This is a genomic window from Paraburkholderia sp. EG304 (genome assembly GCF_046543485.1).
Classification (GTDB): Bacteria; Pseudomonadota; Gammaproteobacteria; order Burkholderiales; family Burkholderiaceae; genus Paraburkholderia; species Paraburkholderia youngii.
Genome location: NZ_JBKGUA010000078.1, coordinates 1 through 19,611 on the forward strand (window position 1 = coordinate 1; position 19,611 = coordinate 19,611).

19 protein-coding genes and 2 pseudogenes are annotated in these 19,611 nt (G+C 60.0%); 7 read left to right on the forward strand and 14 right to left on the reverse strand.

What is annotated here, in order from left to right:
* The first annotated feature begins 146 nt into the window (after positions 1 to 146).
* Positions 147 to 365: a hypothetical protein gene (locus ACLFKU_RS39195; protein ID WP_410852776.1), complete on the forward strand. Its 219-nt coding sequence runs from the start codon at positions 147 to 149 to the stop codon at positions 363 to 365.
* A gap of 143 nt (positions 366 to 508) precedes the next feature.
* On the opposite strand, the gene ACLFKU_RS39200 is transcribed toward ACLFKU_RS39195, so the two are convergent.
* The 5 genes from ACLFKU_RS39200 to ACLFKU_RS39220 form a co-directional block, all read right to left on the reverse strand.
* Positions 509 to 796 (reverse strand): type II toxin-antitoxin system RelE/ParE family toxin, encoded by a 288-nt coding sequence (locus ACLFKU_RS39200; protein WP_410852777.1) that lies wholly within the window; start codon positions 794 to 796, stop codon positions 509 to 511.
* Positions 793 to 1,077: a CopG family ribbon-helix-helix protein gene (locus tag ACLFKU_RS39205; protein WP_410852778.1), complete on the reverse strand. Its 285-nt coding sequence runs from the start codon at positions 1,075 to 1,077 to the stop codon at positions 793 to 795. Before ACLFKU_RS39205 ends, ACLFKU_RS39200 begins: the two co-directional genes overlap by 4 nt.
* 470 nt (positions 1,078 to 1,547) lie before the next feature.
* Positions 1,548 to 2,111 carry a hypothetical protein gene (locus ACLFKU_RS39210; RefSeq protein WP_410852779.1) on the reverse strand — a complete coding sequence of 188 codons (564 nt, stop codon included), beginning with the start codon at positions 2,109 to 2,111 and terminating at the stop codon, positions 1,548 to 1,550.
* A 273-nt stretch (positions 2,112 to 2,384) separates the two neighbouring features.
* Entirely contained in the window at positions 2,385 to 5,708 is a 3,324-nt protein-coding gene (locus ACLFKU_RS39215) for an LPD7 domain-containing protein (RefSeq protein ID WP_410852780.1), read from the reverse strand.
* The gene (locus ACLFKU_RS39220) at positions 5,698 to 6,135 is read right to left on the reverse strand and encodes a plasmid mobilization protein (RefSeq protein WP_410852781.1); all 438 of its coding nucleotides are present in this window, start codon (positions 6,133 to 6,135) and stop codon (positions 5,698 to 5,700) included. Before ACLFKU_RS39220 ends, ACLFKU_RS39215 begins: the two co-directional genes overlap by 11 nt.
* Here ACLFKU_RS39220 and ACLFKU_RS39225 point away from each other — a divergent pair.
* On the forward strand, positions 6,114 to 6,836 hold the full coding sequence (locus tag ACLFKU_RS39225) for an IS6 family transposase (protein ID WP_410852782.1): 723 nt from the start codon (positions 6,114 to 6,116) through the stop codon (positions 6,834 to 6,836). The two genes, ACLFKU_RS39220 and ACLFKU_RS39225, sit on opposite strands and share 22 nt — an antisense overlap.
* Here the strand turns inward: ACLFKU_RS39225 and ACLFKU_RS39230 are convergent.
* Positions 6,818 to 8,185, reverse strand: coding sequence for an MFS transporter (locus ACLFKU_RS39230; protein ID WP_410852783.1), 1,368 nt, complete (start codon positions 8,183 to 8,185; stop codon positions 6,818 to 6,820). The genes ACLFKU_RS39225 and ACLFKU_RS39230 overlap by 19 nt on opposite strands.
* A complete protein-coding gene (locus ACLFKU_RS39235; RefSeq protein WP_410852784.1) occupies positions 8,158 to 8,853 on the reverse strand; it encodes a helix-turn-helix transcriptional regulator in 696 nt (231 codons plus the stop codon). The genes ACLFKU_RS39230 and ACLFKU_RS39235 overlap by 28 nt, the downstream gene beginning before the upstream one ends.
* A 655-nt stretch (positions 8,854 to 9,508) precedes the next feature.
* Here ACLFKU_RS39235 and ACLFKU_RS39240 point away from each other — a divergent pair.
* Positions 9,509 to 9,796: a DUF3717 domain-containing protein gene (locus tag ACLFKU_RS39240; protein WP_410852785.1), complete on the forward strand. Its 288-nt coding sequence runs from the start codon at positions 9,509 to 9,511 to the stop codon at positions 9,794 to 9,796.
* A gap of 160 nt (positions 9,797 to 9,956) precedes the next feature.
* Here the strand turns inward: ACLFKU_RS39240 and ACLFKU_RS39245 are convergent, their stop codons facing one another.
* The 6 genes and pseudogenes from ACLFKU_RS39245 to ACLFKU_RS39270 form a co-directional block, all read right to left on the reverse strand.
* Positions 9,957 to 10,184, reverse strand: a complete 228-nt coding sequence (locus ACLFKU_RS39245; RefSeq protein ID WP_410852786.1) for a hypothetical protein — start codon at positions 10,182 to 10,184, stop codon at positions 9,957 to 9,959.
* A gap of 144 nt (positions 10,185 to 10,328) precedes the next feature.
* Complete coding sequence (locus ACLFKU_RS39250; protein WP_410852787.1) at positions 10,329 to 10,661, reverse strand: H-NS family nucleoid-associated regulatory protein; 333 nt, start codon at positions 10,659 to 10,661, stop codon at positions 10,329 to 10,331.
* A 108-nt stretch (positions 10,662 to 10,769) separates the two neighbouring features.
* The gene (locus ACLFKU_RS39255) at positions 10,770 to 12,461 is read right to left on the reverse strand and encodes a site-specific integrase (RefSeq protein ID WP_028232000.1); all 1,692 of its coding nucleotides are present in this window, start codon (positions 12,459 to 12,461) and stop codon (positions 10,770 to 10,772) included.
* A 105-nt stretch (positions 12,462 to 12,566) separates the two neighbouring features.
* On the reverse strand, positions 12,567 to 13,772 hold the full coding sequence (locus ACLFKU_RS39260) for a hypothetical protein (RefSeq protein ID WP_410852788.1): 1,206 nt from the start codon (positions 13,770 to 13,772) through the stop codon (positions 12,567 to 12,569).
* Positions 13,769 to 14,116 (reverse strand): Tn3 family transposase post-transcriptional regulator TnpC, encoded by a 348-nt coding sequence (gene tnpC / locus ACLFKU_RS39265; protein ID WP_410852789.1) that lies wholly within the window; start codon positions 14,114 to 14,116, stop codon positions 13,769 to 13,771. Before tnpC ends, ACLFKU_RS39260 begins: the two co-directional genes overlap by 4 nt.
* Positions 14,103 to 17,083, reverse strand: a pseudogene (locus ACLFKU_RS39270) (Tn3 family transposase). Before ACLFKU_RS39270 ends, tnpC begins: the two are co-directional and overlap by 14 nt.
* Positions 17,084 to 17,209: 126 nt before the next feature.
* Between ACLFKU_RS39270 and ACLFKU_RS39275 the strand changes: the two are divergent.
* The gene (locus ACLFKU_RS39275) at positions 17,210 to 17,740 is read left to right on the forward strand and encodes a hypothetical protein (protein WP_410852790.1); all 531 of its coding nucleotides are present in this window, start codon (positions 17,210 to 17,212) and stop codon (positions 17,738 to 17,740) included.
* A gap of 35 nt (positions 17,741 to 17,775) precedes the next feature.
* Positions 17,776 to 17,916, forward strand: a pseudogene (locus ACLFKU_RS39280) (site-specific integrase); the annotation flags it as partial.
* Positions 17,917 to 18,260: 344 nt separating this feature from the next.
* On the opposite strand, the gene ACLFKU_RS39285 reads toward ACLFKU_RS39280, so the two are convergent.
* Complete coding sequence (locus tag ACLFKU_RS39285; RefSeq protein WP_410852791.1) at positions 18,261 to 18,623, reverse strand: nucleotidyltransferase family protein; 363 nt, start codon at positions 18,621 to 18,623, stop codon at positions 18,261 to 18,263.
* A 10-nt stretch (positions 18,624 to 18,633) separates the two neighbouring features.
* On the opposite strand from ACLFKU_RS39285, the gene ACLFKU_RS39290 reads away from it, so the two are divergent.
* Together ACLFKU_RS39290 and tnpB are read left to right on the forward strand one after the other, a co-directional pair.
* Positions 18,634 to 19,131 carry a transposase gene (locus ACLFKU_RS39290; protein ID WP_410852792.1) on the forward strand — a complete coding sequence of 166 codons (498 nt, stop codon included), beginning with the start codon at positions 18,634 to 18,636 and terminating at the stop codon, positions 19,129 to 19,131.
* Positions 19,107 to 19,463, forward strand: a complete 357-nt coding sequence (gene tnpB, locus ACLFKU_RS39295) for an IS66 family insertion sequence element accessory protein TnpB (RefSeq protein ID WP_410852793.1) — start codon at positions 19,107 to 19,109, stop codon at positions 19,461 to 19,463. Before ACLFKU_RS39290 ends, tnpB begins: the two co-directional genes overlap by 25 nt.
* Positions 19,464 to 19,611: the final 148 nt, after the last annotated feature.

Here is a 19,611-nt window from a genome sequence, read left to right on the forward strand (position 1 = left end):
ATGTCATGCGCAACGCCAATCCTGCCGTCCGGTCCGCTCGGTCACGTTCCCGAAATGACCGGTCACGTTGCCGAAATCCCCGGTCACGATCCCGAAACGGCCGGTCACGTTCATCCGAAATACGCACATGGCGATTTTTTGGCGCAATGGCCGGCCTTGCCATCGTTGGGATCCTGTTGATCAACGGAATTCCCGATGACTGGCCGAACCTGCGCATCGTAGCCGGAATGGTTGCGGGCGCGGGCATGTTCGGAACATTGATGCCGCTTCTCAAGATATTCCGGCTGCCGCGGCGGCTCGTCGATCCGTACGCGAGCCTACGCAAATTCTCGTCGCGCGAGCGAAAAGCGGCGGGCATTCGATAACGCTCGCTGGCAAGGAGGAAGGAGCGAGGCCGATACCGACGTGAAGACCGAGATCAGCACAGCACGCGAAGCGAAGGCAACAGGTGTGTCCCATCCGTTGCTCACATTCAGGGAGACGCCTTTCATCAATATGGCTAACTGCATTACTCCTGCGTGGGTGGCCACTGCCGGGCCGCATGGACCACGTTCAGCATGCGCACCAGATCGCCGCTGACATCATAGATCAGGAGGTAATTCCGGAGCACAATCAGCTCGCGTGTGCCGGGCACGCGGCCAGGCCTGCCGATGTCGGGATGATCAACCAGCACGGCGGCCTTCTCCTTGAACAGCTCATCGAGGTCGATCGCCGCGGCTGGATTATCGAACTCGATGTAGTCGTAAATACCCTCACGATCCTGAATTGCTTCCGGCGTCCAGAACAGCTCCATCATTTCGCGGTGTCAAGCCGGAGGCGTGTTGCGGCACGCCGGGCCGCGAACCGGGCCTCGACTTCAGCAGCCGGCACCAGGTTGCCAGCGTCGGCTGATTCCTTCGAGCGTTGCACCCTGCCACGCAGCCAGACGTCGTATTCCGCCTCTTGCTGCTGCCTGACGTAATCGCGCATGAAGTCGCGCAGGAGTTGCGCGCTGGTGCGGTCGTGAGCCTTTGCGGCCTCGGAGAACTCCGTTTTCAGGGTTTCATCGACCCGAAACGTAAACGTTGCTTCGCTCATGGCGGCATCCGATGTGTTACATGTGGAGTACACTGTAACACGGTGTTGGCTTGACGGAAACCACGGGCTCATGCCCCCTTCCTGCAAGCTGCTTTTCAGATCGCCTGAAGCACTCCGGGCGGTGCTGCGCCCACGCCCACCGCCCGGTTGAAGCGCGGCGCTGTTGGGGGCCGATCGAGCCCCCTCAGGGGGCGTGGAATCGACTGCCGGCAGTACTGATAAAACTGCGCTGATTAAGATCCCACAATTAAGCGCCATTCTTCCCGACAAATAACCGGCCGCCCATGCGATTGCGCAGCCATGCCCGGCGGGCATCTGTGGATAAATCGCCAAAAGGTAACTGGCTATGGGGGCGTGGCACCTTTCGCGTACACGGGTTCTCACATTGGGTCAGTGCGCGCGATCGCACGCGCGCCGGGTGTCAGCGACGTCGTAATGATAAACAGCGGGTAAGGCGCGGTCGTGATCCGCTAGTCGAGTTCGCCCAGCGCCATGTCGTAGCAGCGAGCGCGATCCCAGTCGGGATGAAGGGCTTTGAGTACGCCGATACGGCGGGCAATGGCCTCGGCGCGACCGGTGGCCACCGTGGACATCTCTGCGGCCGTCCCGCGCGATGAGCGCTGCCGCAGCCGCTGCGCAATACCGCCCAGCGCGAGTGACGCTTGCGCCTCGGCTCGGCTGCCGCGCCGTTGTTCACGCTCGGCTTTCGTGGCCTCCGAGGCAGCGCGATAGCGGCGCATCACGGCCTTGCTGCGCTCGTGGCGTAGCCACTTTGACAGCCCGAATGCGCCGAAGAGCGCGGCCGGCAACTGGCGCAGCGACGCGAGGCCGCGATAACCGCCGTCCTCCGTGCGTTCGGCGCGCTGCTGCGCCGTCACGAGGCCCGCATGCAGCAGGTCGCGCATCGCACGCTCAGCTCTCCTTACCGGCAGGCTCGCGTGTCTGGCGAGGAATGGCAGTGTGACGCTCATGAAGCCGCCGTCGCGCTGGGGGATGCCGACACGCAGGCTCGCGAGGTCGAGATAGGAGAGCATCGCGAGCAGCAGCTGGACGCACGCGACGCTCGCTGCGCTGCTGGCGAGCGCTCCCGTTCACTGCGTTGAGCGTCGGCAGATGGCGGCCGGGATCGCCCAGGTACGCGCCGAGTCGATCCTGCATTTCCAGCAGGATACGCGGGCGGCCGCCCCGGCGATCAGTGTGCCCGGCGCGATTGCCTGCCTCGTGCGTGGTCTGCGCGCGCGACCGTCCCTGCCCGGCTTCGGGCGGCGCTATGCACCAGGCGGAAACGGGTTGTGGCCGCTCTAGCATCAGAGGGTCGGCTTGCCGTCACCGGAAGGCTTCGGCCCATCCGGCGCGGGCTGACCGGATTGCGGCTGCGCATGGTCGGGTGCGCTGTCGCCACGCGGACCGAGTACGTCACGCACCTGCAGATCGACGCGCGCGTGGCGGTACTGATCCATCGCCTGGTTCAGGCGCGCATCGCTGAACTGCACGCGCAGGCCGGCATCCACCGCCACCCTTGCGGCCGCCAACTGGTGCGCGTCGTCTCCGGCCAGTTCGAGGGTGTGGCCGAACTTGCCCTGCGCGAGACGCAGCCCGGTCTCGATTGCGCTGCGCTCGGCCTGCAGCACCTGCACACTGGTGCCGCGATCGCGAACGACATCGCGGCCGTCAAGCCGATAGGTGACGTCGCCACGGTCGTTGACCGACCATGACAGGCCGGGCGAGCGGAAAATGATCGCGTTGTCTTCGTCCTGCGGGTGCGGTCGCGGCGTGTTCGGCCGGATCACGTTGAACGCCGCGCCACCTTCATCGACGTCGACGTCTGCGGCTATCTGTTCCGGACCCGCAGTGCGGCGCAGCTCCTCGAGCGCCCGTTCATCCCCCTGTTCGGCCCGGTTTCTCAGCCACGCAGAGAAGGTCGGCCCGCCCGCCGATCCGAATTCAGCCTTCAGCGCTGCCCGCTCGCGCGCAATCGACTCGCGCAGCACGTCCTCGCGGCCCACCTGTTCGGCCCGCGCCAGAGACGTTGCGGCACGCCGGCTGGCCGGCGTGAGTCGCACGTCCTGCCTGATCGCTGTACGCCTGTCCTCAAACGCAACGCGGATTACACTGCGCCGCTCCTGTTCGCTTGCGCGCTGTGCGAGCCACGCATTGCTGCGGGCCGCGACATGCGTTTCGCGCGCGACCGAGTATTCACGCCAGAGCGCTGCGCGTGGCAATTCGCGCGGGGCGGGGACCGGCTCGCCGGCCTGCTGTCGCGCATACACCGCACGTAGCAGCGGCGCGGCTTCTCGCCACGAGAGATTCAGTTCTTTCGTGAGGAAGTCCGACAGGTTCAGGTTGCGCGAGCCGGCGCGGACGCGCTGGCCACCGTCGCGGCCTGTCACGACCGCATACTTCGCCGGCCGCACGCCATGGGTGTGGGACAGTTCAGCCAGCAGGCGACGGGCATCGAGGCCCAGGCGTATCTCTCGAAATTCGGCATACTGACGACTTTCCACGTTGAGCTCGCGCAGCTCACGCGCGAGTTGCGAGACCGCATTGTCCGAGACGCGGCCCGTGTGGCGCGGCGTGGCAAATGTGGCGTCGCCAGCGCGGGAGCGTCGCGGGCGGTACTGCGGTTCATCGGCCGCCATGCCCGGGGGCTGTTGCCAGCCTGCCCGGCCAGCCTCAAAGTCGAGCGACGAGTCATATCTCCCATACGCGTCGAATGGACCAAAGCGGTCCGCATACGGATCGTGCCGCTCATATGGGAACCCATCAGGAAATCCGTCCGGCGCCGACATGCCGGGCGGCTCCCACGTCGCAGTCGACTCCATCCACGGCAGACTGTCGAGAGGACCGCCAAACGTGTCGTGTGCTTCGAGTGTGCGGCCATACGCGTGCCGGCCGCCGGAAGCGTTGTTACTTCCCGGCATCGCGCGCGGGCGTCGCACGTCTGGCTGAGAGGCAACGATACCGGAATGCATTTCGATCGCCTCGAGCCCGTTCATACCGTCATCCATGAACGGGTCTCGCCGGTTGCCGGAAAACCAGTCGGGCGGCGACATGCCGTGCGGTGTGCGCGTTGCTGGTGGTGGCCACATCGCCGGCAGGCTGTCGAACGGATCCCCGAATGCGTAGTGCGCTTCAAGCGCCTGGTGATACGTTTCGAACTCGCCGGGAGATGGCACGCCTGCATGGCCACCTATTCGTGGCGCTGCAGGCTCTCGAGTGCGATCTGCAGCCCGTCGCAGGCGATGCGTGGATACGGTGCCGTCTGGCTCCAGCTCGTGAAGCGCATGATCCGGCAATAGCACTGCAGGTCGATATCCGAAGCCGTCCACAGCGCGGCCGGACACGTTTCGCACAGCGTCGAAGGGCTCGGGCGACGGGTACGCCCCACCTGCGACAAGGTCAGACTCGGCATCGAGCCCGCCGTATCCATCGTCGACGTATCCCGCGAGCTCGAGCCCTGTTTCCCGCGCGCCTGACCCGTCGAGGATGTCTGACGGCTGGGCGCCGAATTCAAATGCGCGTCCATCTCGTTGAAGGTGTCTCGTGAGGCCTGGGAGGGTGTCGTCTGCTCGTTCATGATGTGCCTTCAGATGTTGTGCGTAATAACCGCGTTCAAGATCCGCGAGCATCAGCCCGCGGTCGTGGGGAGAGGATTCCATGTACCGCTGGTACTGACGGCTACCGCTGTTGAGATACTTCACTTCGCGCGAGCGCGTGGCGTACCACTCATCGAGTACGGCCATGATGTGTTCCGGCGTGCGTCTTCGCGCGACACCGCTTTCGTACCGGTCGGCGGCATCGGCCGACAGCGCCTGCAGCTTTTCGGCGGTCGGCAGTGCGATGAATTCAGGCGTGAACACATACTCCTTGAGGTTCACGCCCTTGTCGGCGCCCGCCGGTTTCACGTTCGGATAGGCGTTCTCCTGCCCGGCATTGCGCATGCGCACAGCGCCATGCTCCTGCAGCAGCGCCATGAATTCCGCGTGGTTCTGGATACCGCGATCAAGCACGGCATCAAGGATCTGTTCCTTCAGCTCACGGCTGTTCGCGCGGAACAGGTCGCCACGATAGCGGCTGATCATTTCCGATGCGTCGGTCAGCAGCGTGCGGCGGTTGTCCTTCGGGCTCGCCAGCCCGTACTTCGCGTTCACGTGCTCCTGGAACGCATCAATGAAACTCAGGTTCGAGCGCACGTACCCGAGTGGTTCCAGGTGCTTTTCCGCGAGCAGGTTCCAGCGCGGAATGACGATGTGGATGTGTGGCTTGCGCTCAACGAGCGCGCCCGTTACCTGGTCGACATAGCTCTTGATGCGCGGCAGGTGTGCCTCGGCATAGAAGCTGTATTCGTCCGGCCGGTACGCGTGCAGCGCGAAGGCCTCGAAGTCACGCACGACCTGGAACAACGTCTGGCGATCAACATGATCCTCCTTGAAGGAGAGCGTGACCGACAGGTAGCGCTCGACGCCGGGCGCAGCGCTGATCGACTGGATTACCGCGTCGGTCAGGTCGAGGTCGCCGGCGAGCACCACACGCTCGTCCAGGTCGTCGCGACCGAAGTCGCGGCCGACCTTGCGGCCCTCCTCGAGGTACTGTTTCACGCCGTCGTGGCGGCCGGACACCCTAATCAACACGATGCAGATGAGCCTTGAGCAGTTGGGTGATCAGTTCCAGCTCGTCGACCAGCGCAGCGAAGGTGGATTTCGACAGCTGGCCAGATACACGGGCCGTGTTCGCCACGTGGGCGAGCTGGTTCAGGTTGTTACCGGTCTTGTTGATCACGAACAGGATCCGCTGGCGATCGACGCTCGCGGGCGGGCGAGCTACGATCTGCGTGCGGTTCGTCAGGATGCACTCGCGCAGAAAGCTGGATGGACTCATGCCGGAGCGCTCGACCTTTTCATTGAAGGCCTCCCACTGGTCTTCCGTGAGCCGTGTGCTGACCGGCCTGCCGAGCGCCTTCTGCGCTTTCTTTGGCTCTGTCGCATTAACGCGAGGGAGGTAAAATTCGAGGCTGACGAGAACGCTTTGGCCAAACGATGAAGAAGATACTGACGCCACGAACGACGCTTGCTCCGGGCATCGCCAAGGTTCTGAAGCGGCTGCACTATCCGCTTGAAGTGATCCTGCTGTGCGTGCGATGGTACGTTGCTTACTCGCTGAGTCTTCGCAATCTCGAGGAAATGATGGCTGAGCGCGACATTGGCGTCGATCATTCGACGGTGCATCGCTGGGTTGTCAAGGTGGTACCGCTGTTCGAAAAGACGTTTCGCAAGCACAAGCGGCCGGTCGGCAAGAGCTGGCGGGTTGATGAAACCTATATCAAGGTTAAGGGCTCGTGGAAGTATCTTTACCGGGCAGTGGATAAGGCGGGCAACACCATCGATTTTCTGTTCAGGGCCAAGCGGGACAAGGCTGCTGCTCGGCGCTTCTTCGAAAAGGCAATCGGTCAGAACGGCTCGCCCGAGACGATAACCATCGACAAAAGCGGCTCCAATCTGGCTGCGCTTAACGCGGTGAATGCCGAGCGCGAGACGCCCATCAAGGTTCGTCAGATCAAGTATTTGAACAACATCGTCGAGCAGGACCATCGGGCCATCAAACGCCGGATCCGACCGATGCTCGGGTTCAAGGATTTCAACTGCGCGCGCGTCATTCTGAGTGGCATCGAATTGATGCACATGATCAAGAAAGGACAGATGAAATGTTCGAGCAAAACTGCGCGGTCCGCCGCCCAGCAATCTTATTCGCTGGCATCATAAGTCATCCTTCGCATATTGCATTTGCTTGACTCCCTTTCCTTACTGCGACAGAACCCGCGTCGTTGCTCGGATTCAATTGGATCGACTGGAATATGAATTTGTTTCTTCTTCATGGATATGCTGGCCGCGATGGGCACGGCCAGGATACCCATTGCCGTAATATAAAGTGCAGGCGCAGTGAGCAGATGTGTCACCTGGATCAAATAAGCACAAACAACAGGTGCGGTTCCACCAAAAATCGCGGTAGCAATGGAGTAGGTGCTAACCATACCCAAACTCCGCCAATTACTTCTAAATAAGTCTGGCAGCACGACAAAAATTACGCCGACAAGACAACCCATCATGACTGCAAAAGCCGCTTGCACAAGCAGCAACGTCATAAAATCGCCACGTTGCAAAATCACAAATAGCGGATAGCTGCTGCAGACCACCACTACGATGCTTAGAAGGACGAGATAGGTAGCATCGATCCAACGCGTAACATAACCAGCGCTCAGCATCGATATGGAAAAAATCACCAACGTTATTACATTTGTCAAATTGGCCTCGAAACTCGATGCACCGATATAAATATGCAAATAGCGTGGCAACCAGACGATCGCCGTATAGATATGAATTTCCATGAATGCAACCAAGACAAAGGCTTGCATCAGCGGCAACACTGGCCTTACTTGTGATACACAATGTACCGCTTTATCACTAAAGTCCGTGGGAATTGATGATCTGATTGAATAGATCCAAAATGACAAAGGAATACAGAGAAAAAATGGCCAGCGCCACGATTCCGCTAAGTACATTGAACCTCTAACACTTTGTCGCCACGGCAGCATTGCAACGCTGTAAGGCAAGATAAAAACAATCCCAGACGCCAGCAACATACCAAGGAATCCACTGACCGCGACCGCCGCGCAGTAGAGGCCGCGATTTTTGTCCGCCACGTTAAGGGACACGAAATAGCCGTTCAATGGCAGTTCACCGCCTGCCGCAAAACCTTGCAGTATTTTTAAACTTATCAATAATCCAGTCGCGAGGTAACCTGCCATTTGGTAGGTCGGCAAAAACGCGATTAACGATGCGGGAATCGACATCCCTATCATGCTGAGCTTGAGCGCAGCCCCCGTACCACACCGATTGCCCAGTATTCCAAAAAACACGCTACCGAAAGGTCGCGCTAGGTAACTGCTCGCGAACACCGAAAAGCTTAGTATCAGTGCCGCCTTGTCGCTCGCTGCCGGGAAGAAAAGCCGACCTATCTCCAAGGCCATAAAAGCAGCAAGTGAAAACTCGTACCATTCAAAAAGATTAGCGGTGAGTGCGATCCTCAGCAATGGATTGAATTGCAAGCGCATGAGGCATTCCATTTTACAAGAGATAGCACGTGGGTCAAATTACCGTCGACAACCTTGTTGCGCAGGGCATTCAGATGGCACTCTACTGTTCGGTCAGACATGTTGAGAAATTTCGCGATCTCCTTAATATGAAATCGCTCCGACTTTAAAAGAAAAACCCTAAACTGCGCTTCTGTAGGTTGCGTGACAAAATATAGATCGACTTCGAGATACTGCAGCACCCGCCAGATCGCACTCTTGGTGTCGTAAAAATTACGATATAGGCGGTAAAGATTGTTCGGAGGAAGGGTTGGCGTAATGTCATGCCGATAGGTCACTATGCCCAGAATATTCTTTCTAGAGCCTAACACCGGAAATTTAACCATCTCTTCCAACTGAGCATCACCGTCATCATCGAGAAATTGATGCCTGCCAAGCACATGAGATTTTTCTTCACGAGCTCGAAAATCGAGCTTCTCAATCATGCTTGCATACCGCGCGCCCCATTCTGACTGGCGAAATTTTAGATCTCGTATGGTTATACCAACGAGATCCGTTGGATCCTGTACGCCAAATTGCCGAGAATTATATACGTTATTGACTATGTATTTCCCGGTATCAGCTTCTTTTAGGCTCGCCGAAACAGGGAAATTCTCGATGAAACTAATTATTGCGCTATCTGATTTCATGATTTTCTATGTATCCATTTAAATATCATATTTCATATCGGGCAGCTTCGCGCCGAGGCGCCTGTATCAATCTCCACTGCTGTCGTTACTGGCGGCAGATCGGATCGATGGTTGTGCCCCTACGAGGGGTACGAGAAAGGACACAGTGCGGTAATTCCCGCCTTGGATCCGAACTTCTGTTTGAGTTTGAAATCATGTCTTCCGCTCATCACATATCAACCTACTAGCATGGGTAGGTTGACACGCACATATCGCGGCACCACAATTCGTTCGACAGGCGAACGATAGATGGCGGCAGGAGTACTAAGCAAATCGCTTGTTCTGCCATGAGGGGCTGAATATTCAGATACGCGTGACGCCGGTTTCACGCGGCAGTATCTGCCTGAGGAACGACATATCTGTGCGAATGCGACGATCTACAACCTGTGCTGCCCTCATGGAAGGTGGTGCTTCAGGTCCGCATCTAGCCCCAACCTAGTGGTGTCACCGCCCGGACGCGCATTTGCGCCACGTTGCGCGAATGCACGGTCTGCCACGCGGCACGCGTTGCGGTAAAGTTGACCGTCCCAACGACGTCCATGAGGTCTATGTCCTAGCCCGCCTTGACCGGCGGGTCTTTTTCTTGCTATAGGCGCCAATGAATATTGCAGCGACCATGAAAGACAAAGGAAAATCAGGCACCGCCCCAAACAGGGCTCGTCCCCTCGCTTTGCCGCGCAGCATCACACTCGCGCAGGTCGAGGCAGCCATCGGCTACTGGCACCGGCAGGCTCGCCGGCACTATAACGATGGCCCCGCGCCTGGCGAGCGACAGGCCACGGTGCTTGAGCAACTCTATGCGCGCATGCTGACCACCCGCCAGGGCGCGGCATGGACCGCGCAGCTGTCAGCATACGAATGCGATGCACTACTAGGTGGCCTGTCCGCGCGGCTGTTGAGTTAACAACCCTTGCCTGCAGTTGTGGTCACAATTCCGGCAAATGCGCCTGCTGCGCGAGGGTCCTGCCGCGTCTGGGTGCGAACCTCGAACGTCTACGCGGCCTCTAACTGCGGCCCTTCAAGTCGCCAAACGAACAGGTCGTCGGTGCGTCCCGCTCCAGTTGCTAGAACGCAGAATCTTCAAACAGGTCTGGTTCCGCGTGGTGTGAAGCGGGCTCCGGAACAGTACCGGCGCGGACCTGCGCAAGCACATCAACGGGCAACCAGACGTCCTCGAGCGCACTGATTCCGCCTTCGATCATCTGCTGCAGGAAGAACGACGGTTTGCGTCCGCTCGTTTCGGCCAGTAGCCGGAGCCTGCGCTCGATTCCCGGATCGATGCGGACCGCCACAACTCTTAACTTTTCTGCTTTCCTCGACCTGACCAACCTCTGCTCCGTGATTCCTGAACGTACGCGCATTCTACGCGGAGTTCCCGAGAGTATTTCAGTGCGCTTGTGGATCGACGCCGGACACCTGACGCGTGGGCGTGGCAACTACACCTCGCGCTCGTCCTCCAATGCGCAACCTTGGCTGCCAATCAGGAACCGGTCGCGGTTCTTCGCATCCTTGATCCAGCTGGGTGCGCGACCCCTGCCTGACCACGTTGCCCCTGTCTTCGGGTCACGATATCTGGCCGGCGCGCCGCTTTTGGCGCGCTTCGTCGGCCTGCCGCTCGCGCGTCCGAAAATGTCCTGCTCGGTGAACCCGTAGTCGGCGACCTTTGCCCTGATCTCCGCAAGCACCTCCTGAAACTCTGCGGCCCGGGCCATCGCCGCCTGTGCCTCCAGCTCGGCCATTTGTGCCTTCAGCTCTTTGTATGTCGCCAAGGTTTCCTCCGATGGAACACGGGGTACGACCAAGATTCGGTCGAATTGCTATCATAAGCCCAGCGGTTATGAAGTCGCCTCTCCTTATTCAATAGCAGCATAAGCCAATCAAGCCGTGAACGCCTCACCGAACTGTCGTGCCCGCTTGACGTCGTCGGCGTGCAAGTAAATGGACGTGGTCGAAATCGAGGCGTGACGAAGGTTGTCCCGTACAGCGCTCAACTCCACACCCTTCGCAAGCGCGTGGGTCGCATGGGTATGCCGCATCCAGTGCGGCGTCGCCTGACGGAGTTTCTCAGCCAGTGCCGGGTGATCGCTTTCAATGATTCGCGCAGCGCTCCGGAAAAACCGTCGCATGACTTCCCATAGACGCAGGGGCTTGATGCCGTCCGCATCGACGTCCAGGCTGCCGATCACCGGTGTGGCGGGGTTCCAGTGCGCGCGGCTGACAGGTAGCCCCCGTTCCTGCAGATACCGGTCCAGCGCGCTGCGTGCCAGGGGCGTCAAGGTCACCCGTGCTGGCTTGCCACCTTTTCCGGTCACGTGCAGCCAGTGATCGCCGGCGGCGTCTGCCTCGACACTGCGCAAGGCGGCATCGGCCAGTTCGCTGATCCGCAGTCCCGTCGCGTAACCAAAATCCAGCATGAACCGAAGCCGGTGCGCGGCGGCGGCCTGCCAGCCGTACGACCACTCGAGCCCGTTTGCAATGGCGCGTACCAGCAGCCATTCGCCTTCGGTAAAGGCGTGCGTGGTCTCGAGCTCCATCGCACGTTTGCTGCCGCGCACCTTGATGCCGGCAAAGGGGTTGGCCACGACATAGCGCTGCTCGACCAGCCAGCGGAACATGGCGCTGAGCACCGCAAGCGCATGGGCGATCGAACGGGCCGAGAGGTTATCGACGAACGGGCGCCAGTCCGGCGAGGTGCGCGGTCGAGGTGGTCCGACCCAGCGTTCGCGCGGTGTCGGTCTGCGCAGAAACGCCCGGTAGTCAGTTGCATCGCGGGTGCTCAGGGAAGACAACGCCTTGTCGCGAGCGACGATGGCCCACAGGATCAGGCGTTCGGCTTCCTTGCGGTAGGCGCGCTGAGTGGCCGGGGATTCATGCAATGCAAGCCACGCCTGGACGGCGTCGTAATCGTTGTCCGCGCCGAGGATGCAACTCGACGCTGGCGCGCGGAAGGCACCAGCCGATCCGTCAACCTCGTGCGGTAGCCGTAGCTGTTCCCAAGGGGTGACGACGGACTGCCGGTCCGCGACGATCAGTGCGCGCGCCCGCTCGGTGAGCGCCGGGTGCGCGGCAAAGAAGGCCTCGATCCTTCTGGCGCTGGCCGGGCCGAGACCCGGAATGGCGGTCCACCACTGCCGGCGACGCGGAATCCGTACCGTGAGATCGGCCAAGGTCCGGATATCGGCCGCGTACAGGGCACGCACAGCACGATCCGGCAGCCAATGCGCAATGTCGTCGCCGATCTGCGGGGGCGGCAAAGGCAGCTTGCGCAGCGCTTCGACAGCCTGTGCGATGGCGCGGGCATGACGCCTGCGCTTATGGGCCGGGCATTCGAACAGCGTGGCCAGATCTGCCCGCTGCCGGCTGCGGGCGTGAAGTGCAAGTTGCCGGCGGATCTGGCCGATGACGCCGCGGGCAGACTGGCCGCGGCTGAGTTGATCGCGCAGGTACCGCTGCGCGGCCTCACGCGAGGATGCGCCCTCATACCAGACACGCAGTGCTGCCAGCGCGCCGGCGTCGGGAAAGTCAGTCGGGATGTCGGCAGTAGCCGGGATCGTGAGGCGCGTTTTCATGCAATTGAGTTTAGTACAAAGACAATGCCACAGAGATAATAAAGGTTATCTCTGGATCAATCGCAAAAGACGAACCGCCTGGATTTTTCATCACAATCCTTTGGGCTAGATCGCCTGCAGGGCCCGACTCACAAAGTCGGCGTGCGGGGAGGTTCCGGAAACTGACAGGCGAATCTGCTCCCTGACTGATTCAGCATCGGCGCCAGCGTGCACCGCTGCCTGCAGCGTCGCGCGGCTTGCGTCGAGCACATCGATCCCGGTGATCTCGTAGCCGTAGCCTTGTGACATCCAGCGCAACGCCGCGAGTCCCGCCGCCATCGCGAATTCCGGCTGCTTCTGCGCAAAGTCCCTGGCGGCACGCGTTAATGTGCGTGGATCGGTCGGACTGCCATTGACCAGTTCGATGGCGAGATCGAACAGGCCCGCGTCCTTGGCCGCCGCGAACCACTTCCCCGGCTCACCCGGCGACGCAGCAACCAGATCGCGCAGAATGGTCTGCGGTGCGATGTGCGGGTACTTCTTCGCGATGGCCCGGAACGTCGCCAGGTAGGTAGTGCCCAGATTGGCTTCGCGCGCATAGCGCTGGTATGCCTCGTCAGCAAGACCCGATGACAGCAGGATCGCTTCGCACGCCTGCGCGATCTGCCCATCCGGGCTGTTGAGACCGCGCGTGTCTTCCGCATCGGCCAGGGCTTCTGCCTTCCGGCCCATCGCAAGCAGCGCCTTGACGCCCCAGCACCGGTAGTGCCACTGCTTGAAAGGCGCGTGCTCCACCAGTGCGAGCAACTGCGCATGTCGTCCAGCCGCATATAGCGAGGCCAGACAGATCGTTGTTCCCGCAAAATATCCGCCAGGTCCGTCGGACCAGACGTGCTCGACCAGATCAATGAACCTGTCGGCCCACGTATTGGCGATCTCCGCTGTCACGCATAGTTTGCCCCATTCATCCGACAGCCCCTCGATGTAGGGGACGCCCTGATCCTGAATGGCTTCCCACAGCCGCTCAAGCCAGCTCTGACGCATAACGGCATCGACCTGTGCACCCGCCATGATCGGCACGAGCACCTCGATGGCCCGGTTCACAGCGGAGCCGATCGCGCCGGACGATCCGTCTACGTGTTCCAGAGCGGGCGAAATCTTCTCCAGGAATTTCACGGCGCCGTCGGCTGCGAGCACCGGATCGGTACGCGCGATCAGCTTGATCTCCGTGAGCGCTTCCTTGATGCGCTGGATCGGTACATCCGAGCGCCAGCCGAAAGCGTGGCGACGAAAACGTTGGGCGAACTGCCACTTGTACGAGGCTGGCTTCACAGTGATTCGTCCGTCTCTGATCGCAAATCCTGCAGAGGGCGCAAGGCAAGAACCATCCTGTCGAGCACAAGCTGCCAGTCTTCCAGCTCATCGAGGATGCAATCGGTTTGTTCCACCAGCGTGAGATCGTCCGTCGGGACCGCCAGGCCTGCGCCATTGATCACGGTATGTGCCATGCCGTGCAGGCGCAACAGATCGTCACGCAGCCCATCGGGCTCGCAGCGCGCACGGATCGTGTCGAAAAGGTCCACGGCCTGCTGGATGACAGTCGTATCGTATCGATGCTGCAATGACTGCAGCGCGTTGGCATCGACGATGCCATAGGGGGTCTCAATGTCGGGCATGGGATCGGTTTCTCCGCAGGGAACGGACCGGGCCGGCGAACAGGTGATCGTGTATCCAGCCCTCGACGTGTCCAAAATCCAGTTCGTACCTGCCAAAACGTTTCAGGTTGCTGGTGAGGTAGGGACTCAGGAATGCAATGTCGTCGAGATTGACTTCAATGCCCTCATTCACCATCGAGCGCAACGCCTGCATCATGTCCACCGTGTTTTGCAGGATTGCGGCGAAGCCATCAGGTCGTTGTAACGCAGACGTTTCTGCTGCTCGTCCGGGTCATTGACCGGCAACACATCTCCGCCGAACGAAAACCACTTGGCGAAGCCATTATAGGACTCGACCTTGTTGGTCGTGGCGGTGATCTCCTGCCGCAACTCGTTGCTGCCGAGCCACTCAAGCAGGAATACGGTGCGAACCACCTTGCCAAGCTCCTCGGCCGCCAGGGACAGGCGATTCTTCGGACTCGCCGCACCGAAACGGCGCAGCAGCAGGGGCGATGAAATGGCTCCGGACTGGATCGACAGCGCGAGCTGCATCAGGTCCTTCCAGTGGCGCCCGATGAGTTCCCAGTCAACCGTTTCCGTAAACAGGCCATCGATATGTTTGTATTGGGTTGCAGCATCCACACGGTACAGCTTGAGGTCCTGCCAGTTGCGAATCCGCGGCATCAGCTTGATGCCCAGCAGGTAGGTGAAAGCAAACACCGCAGCCGATTGCCCCTGGGTATCGGCATGCACCGTATCGGCCTGGACGCTCAGGCCGGCCTTGAGCAGCCCTTCGATCACGTAGATGGCTTCCCATATGCCAGGCGGGATGAAATGCCGGAACACCGCGATATAGTTATCGGCGACGTGGCGGTATGCGACCGCGCCCATCTTGCGGTAGCGGTGGTGATAGCCGGCCAGCAGGTTATTGTCGTAGAAGTCGTACTGTGTCCCGTCGGCTGCAACTGTTTTGCCGTCGCCCCAGTGTTTCGGCAAGTCAAGTTGAAGATAAAGTTCGATCAGCTCACGTTGGGCGGTCTCGAGTCGCTCCAGGCTCAGGTGCCGGCGGTTGACGAACGACATCATGTGCGGCGTGATCCTGTCACCCATGTGGCGTGCGGCCTGGGTGGGCCCCAGATTGCATCCCATTGCGAAGATGGTCAGCAGGTACCGCTGTTCGGCATCGCGGATTCTGGGATCGTTGCCGCTTAACGGACCAAAGTGTCGCGTGAAATGTGTCCAGTGCTCGATATTGGTGAGAACGTCCAGCAGATTGCGCACGGGCATGCGCTTGACGATGGCCTTTTGCAGGGCCACCGCGCTTTCCGGGATGACGGTCGCTGTGGTGCGACGGACAACAAACTCTCCCGCCTTGTTGATGGTCACATGTTCGGACTTCTCAGGAAAGCGGTCATCCAGCTGACGTGCTGCATCCGAGAGCCATTCGCGCAGCCGGGTCACGAAGCCTGCACCGCTGTCCGGCATGGCGAGCTTCTCGCAGTAAGCCGGCAGACGCTTCTCGCACTCGTTCCATGGCAACAGGTAATCGCGATAGTCAGCGAAGGCATCCGAGCCGTCTACGCACAGGTCGCCGCTACGCAGTTCCCTCGTCATGCTCGACAGTACGCACAGTTCCAGATAACGCCGGTTGGTCGGCGCGCCCTTCCCGGGCGGGCGGCAAACGAGCTTGCGCCAGCGCTCGGAAGCAAAGCTGAGGTCGACCTCGACGTTGATCCATTCCCGATGAAGCGATTCGTTCCTGAAAACGACCTCCATCGCCTGCAGCAAGGCCTTGGACTGGGTGGTCGAGCTCCATGCCAGTGCGTGCGCCAGACGTAGCAGTACTGATCGATGGGCCTTGAAATGTCGCCACAGCAGTGGCAGGTAGTTTCTGCCACTTTCGCGCAATGGTTCGAGGTCGCCAGACGGGGCCAGATACTGGCGAACGCGCGCACCAAGCTCGGTGTCGTCGGTGTGGTCATCGACAATATTGACGACCCCGTCAAGCATATCAACCAGGCTTTCCATCTGCTCGCGCTGACGTGCAAGGATCTGGTCGAGTTCTTCCCTGGCCCGTTTGTGGATCGCGCCCATACGGCGGATGAACATCTCGGCGAGGTCGTCGCGGGCGCGCACGCGCATCTGATGCAGCAATGCGACGATGAGGGTATATCGCCGCTCTGGTAGGGTTTCCTTCAGATTCGCTGCATCCAGACTCATCGCCTGCGTCGACAGGGAACGCAGTTTTGTCGCGGGAACCCCTTCCAGTGCATGGGCGAAGTCGCCAAAACCATCGAGCCAGGCGAGATGGTCAACGAGCAGGGAGATATGCTTGCGCGATGGTCGCAGCGCGTATCGCTTGATGGTATTGTACGCGCTCTGACGCTGGTTGAATTCGCGCTTGATCAGCCTGTCCAGCTGGGCTTTGTCCTCCTCGGAAAGGCGGCGCGAGACGCGTCGGAACAGCGTCGTTTGAGCTCGTGTGTGGACCTGCTCGACAATGGCATCGAGGGTCGAGAACGCTGGCAGTTCGACCTGCTGCTGGATCAGGCTGTCGATGGTTGAGTTGATGATGTCTACCGGCTGATCCATTGTCTCAGCGGCTTCGTGCGCCGCGCGCACCGCGATCTCGTTGGCGTCGGTACCGTAGTAGGACTGGATGCCGAGAAATTCCCGGATTGCCGCATAGTGACGAAACAAGGCGGGCGATCTTGCCCTGTTGTAGTCGAATGCCGTCCCCGCTGCGATGTTCACGCTCGTCCGGATGTGCTCGATGACCACGGCGGGAATGGCATCAACAAAGGGAAAGTAGTGCATCTGCTGAAAGACCTTCAGCAGAACGAGCAGACCCAGTCTCGAAGACTGGCCACGCGCGCTGCGACGTGCCCACTCCAGCTCTTCAACGTCCGGCGTATAGAACGCCTGCAGCTCCGCCAGTGAAAAACCCTTGGGAAAGCGCGGATACGCGGTACGTTCGACGGTTGCCATGCCGGATTCCAGATCTCGAATGGGGCGGCCAGTGTAGCGCAAAAAATCCGGTCTACCTTCGCCAATCCGTGCAACCAGCTGCTCGCTATAATTTGCAGATTCAGAACGAGCGAAGGGGGCTGAAAAATGGGTAAAGCCGGTCAGCAAAAAAAATCGTCGCGCGCCCGCAAGCTGGGCGTGCGTGAGATGGAGGTATTGCGACAGGGAGCGGTTCAGTCGGGGATGCCTGACGCTATCGTTCTCGATCGTAATGACCTGCCGCCGGAACAGAAAATTTCCTGGCCCCTCGCCCAGATGCTTCAGGAGGAGGTATCCGATGATCCCACACTGGAGGAATATCAGAGCGCACTGACGGCGATTGTGGCGGCATGGAATATCAGCCTCCTGCCCGAGGACGAGCGTGGCGAAGCGCTACGAGATCAGATCAGATTCAACAAAAGTGTTCCACCTGAAATACGACGTGAGGCCATACAGGGCATCGAGCGCCTGATTGGCGAAAAACTGGCCCGTTTCCCTCATGACCGCCGCTGTATCGTCTCGTATGAGGCGAGGCTCGAAGGTGACATGCTCCGAGTCGTAGCGGCGGCAACCGACGGTCCCCGACACGACACGCTGAAGGATGTCATGCGGAGTCTGCTGCGAACGATGACTCAGTGAGAGGTCGCGCGTTCAGGGCAGTCGCGTAAGGACGCGACCATCCCGCGCTGGCTGAGAAGCTACGCCAGTTCACCGCGCACCGGATGCGGCATGCCCATGCAACCTACGCGATCGTTAGAGACGTCGGGCCGGCCGCCGTCCGAGACAACCTGCGGCACGCGTCAATCTCGATCACGCCATCTACTTGCGTACCGACCACGCCGGACGTCAAGCGGGCGCAGCAGTTCGGGAAGCATGCACGGCTTGATTTCTTTATATCATCACCGCATAAAGAATCGTTTTTTCATAACCCCAAGGCTTATGATAGCAATTTGACCGGATCTTGGTCAGATCCCAACCTAGCGCGATCACTCATGTTTTCGAGTTTGGCCCCGGCTTTGAACTCGAGACTAACGGACTCGGCAACGACGTCGCGAAGAGCCTGGATTTGTTCAATCGTTTCGTACACGCTGCGTCCCCCTGTTCATAAGCGGCACCTAGCCGCGACGAGTCAAAAGCGCAATCCCGTTGTCGTTGGACTCTACGTAGCGTCGTAGACCAGTATTGAGCTTTCGAGCAACCCAGCGTGGACGGTCGGTGTTTCGATGGGACCGCCGTGCCACTCCAACTGAACGGGCATCGGCAAAAGAGGTTGCAAGGCAGCGTTCAGGCCATCACGTTCGCAAACAAAGGTGGTCCATTCAGATGAGTCGCCAGGCAACTTCTGGATCTCCACAGCGATGTCGATATCGCTATCGAATCGCTCGGTACCACGGACACGGCTGCCAAACAGCAATACTTTTCGCACAAGCGGCTGCGCCTCCGCCGTATGCGGTCGAGGAACAACGTCCTTCCAATGAGTGGCTAAAGGTCTGAACCTAAGTGTCCGCGTGGACACATGCACTCAGACCGCAATGATCGAGAATCGAGACCTTCGCAGCAGGCTGGTCGTTGGCCAGAAACGGGATGGCCGGCGCGAATTTAACGAGGATGCTGTACGGGAACTGGTCGCACTATGCCTGAAGCCGGGCGTGTCGATCGCGCGTGCGGCCATGGATCACGACGTCAACCCGAACCAGTTACGTCGGTGGATCGCGCGCTATCAGCCGCAAATCCTGCACGATCCGCGAGAGCCAGACCCAATGGTGATCGATGGCGTCTCGATCGACATTCCTGCGCCGACGGTCAGAAGTGCCGGCAACGCAAATGCCTTACCGGCGTTTGTTCCCGTCATCCCTGCGCCTGTGTCGCCGTCGACACCGTCTACGCCGGTTCCGTCGATGGCGCTCGCGCTACATGTTCGGTTGCCCAACGGCGTCGAACTCGACTTCGGCGAGGCTGGCGTCGAAGAGATCACGACGATCATCCACGTGCTCGGGAGGCTGGCGTGTTCCGGTTCGACGAAGGTCTGAACGTCTATCTGCACCGCGATCCGGTTGATTTCCGCTACGGTATGAACAGCCTGTCGATTCTCGTGGAACAAGCGATGGGCCTGAACCCGATGGATTCGTCGCTCTACGTGTTCACGAACCGGCGATGTGATCGTATCAAGATCCTGGGCTGGGATAACAACGGGTTCTGGCTATTGCTCAAGAGACTCGAAGAGAAGGACCGCTTCGTCTGGCCCGACAGCAGTACCGGAGTCGTCACGCTGGACGTCGAGCGGTTGCAGTGGCTACTCAAGGGTGCTGACATTGCCGCGCTTCGACGCCATCCGAAACGACATTATGCTCGTGTGAGTTGAACACGACATTGGCGTGCCGGTCTAAGGCTACGCTGAACAAGCAGCTGAATTTGCGACGTGTCGGCGATGTAGAGGTGTTCAGGTCGTGAAGCCGACCGTCATCCTTTGGTTTTTGGCCCTTGCGGGCATTGCACGCGGGCGTTTTGCC

Coding starts and splice junctions, on each gene's coding strand:
- ACLFKU_RS39205 (WP_410852778.1), bottom strand. CDS start 1,077: ATGAGCGAAGCAACGTTTACGTTTCGGGTCGATGAAACCCTGAAAACG.
- ACLFKU_RS39275 (WP_410852790.1), top strand. CDS start 17,210: ATGGGTAAAGCCGGTCAGCAAAAAAAATCGTCGCGCGCCCGCAAGCTG.
- ACLFKU_RS39240 (WP_410852785.1), top strand. CDS start 9,509: ATGAAAGACAAAGGAAAATCAGGCACCGCCCCAAACAGGGCTCGTCCC.
- ACLFKU_RS39200 (WP_410852777.1), bottom strand. CDS start 796: ATGATGGAGCTGTTCTGGACGCCGGAAGCAATTCAGGATCGTGAGGGT.
- ACLFKU_RS39195 (WP_410852776.1), top strand. CDS start 147: ATGGCCGGCCTTGCCATCGTTGGGATCCTGTTGATCAACGGAATTCCC.
- ACLFKU_RS39290 (WP_410852792.1), top strand. CDS start 18,634: ATGATCGAGAATCGAGACCTTCGCAGCAGGCTGGTCGTTGGCCAGAAA.
- ACLFKU_RS39210 (WP_410852779.1), bottom strand. CDS start 2,111: ATGCTCTCCTATCTCGACCTCGCGAGCCTGCGTGTCGGCATCCCCCAG.
- ACLFKU_RS39225 (WP_410852782.1), top strand. CDS start 6,114: ATGAAGAAGATACTGACGCCACGAACGACGCTTGCTCCGGGCATCGCC.
- tnpC (WP_410852789.1), bottom strand. CDS start 14,116: ATGCCCGACATTGAGACCCCCTATGGCATCGTCGATGCCAACGCGCTG.
- ACLFKU_RS39235 (WP_410852784.1), bottom strand. CDS start 8,853: ATGAAATCAGATAGCGCAATAATTAGTTTCATCGAGAATTTCCCTGTT.
- ACLFKU_RS39230 (WP_410852783.1), bottom strand. CDS start 8,185: ATGCGCTTGCAATTCAATCCATTGCTGAGGATCGCACTCACCGCTAAT.
- ACLFKU_RS39255 (WP_028232000.1), bottom strand. CDS start 12,461: ATGAAAACGCGCCTCACGATCCCGGCTACTGCCGACATCCCGACTGAC.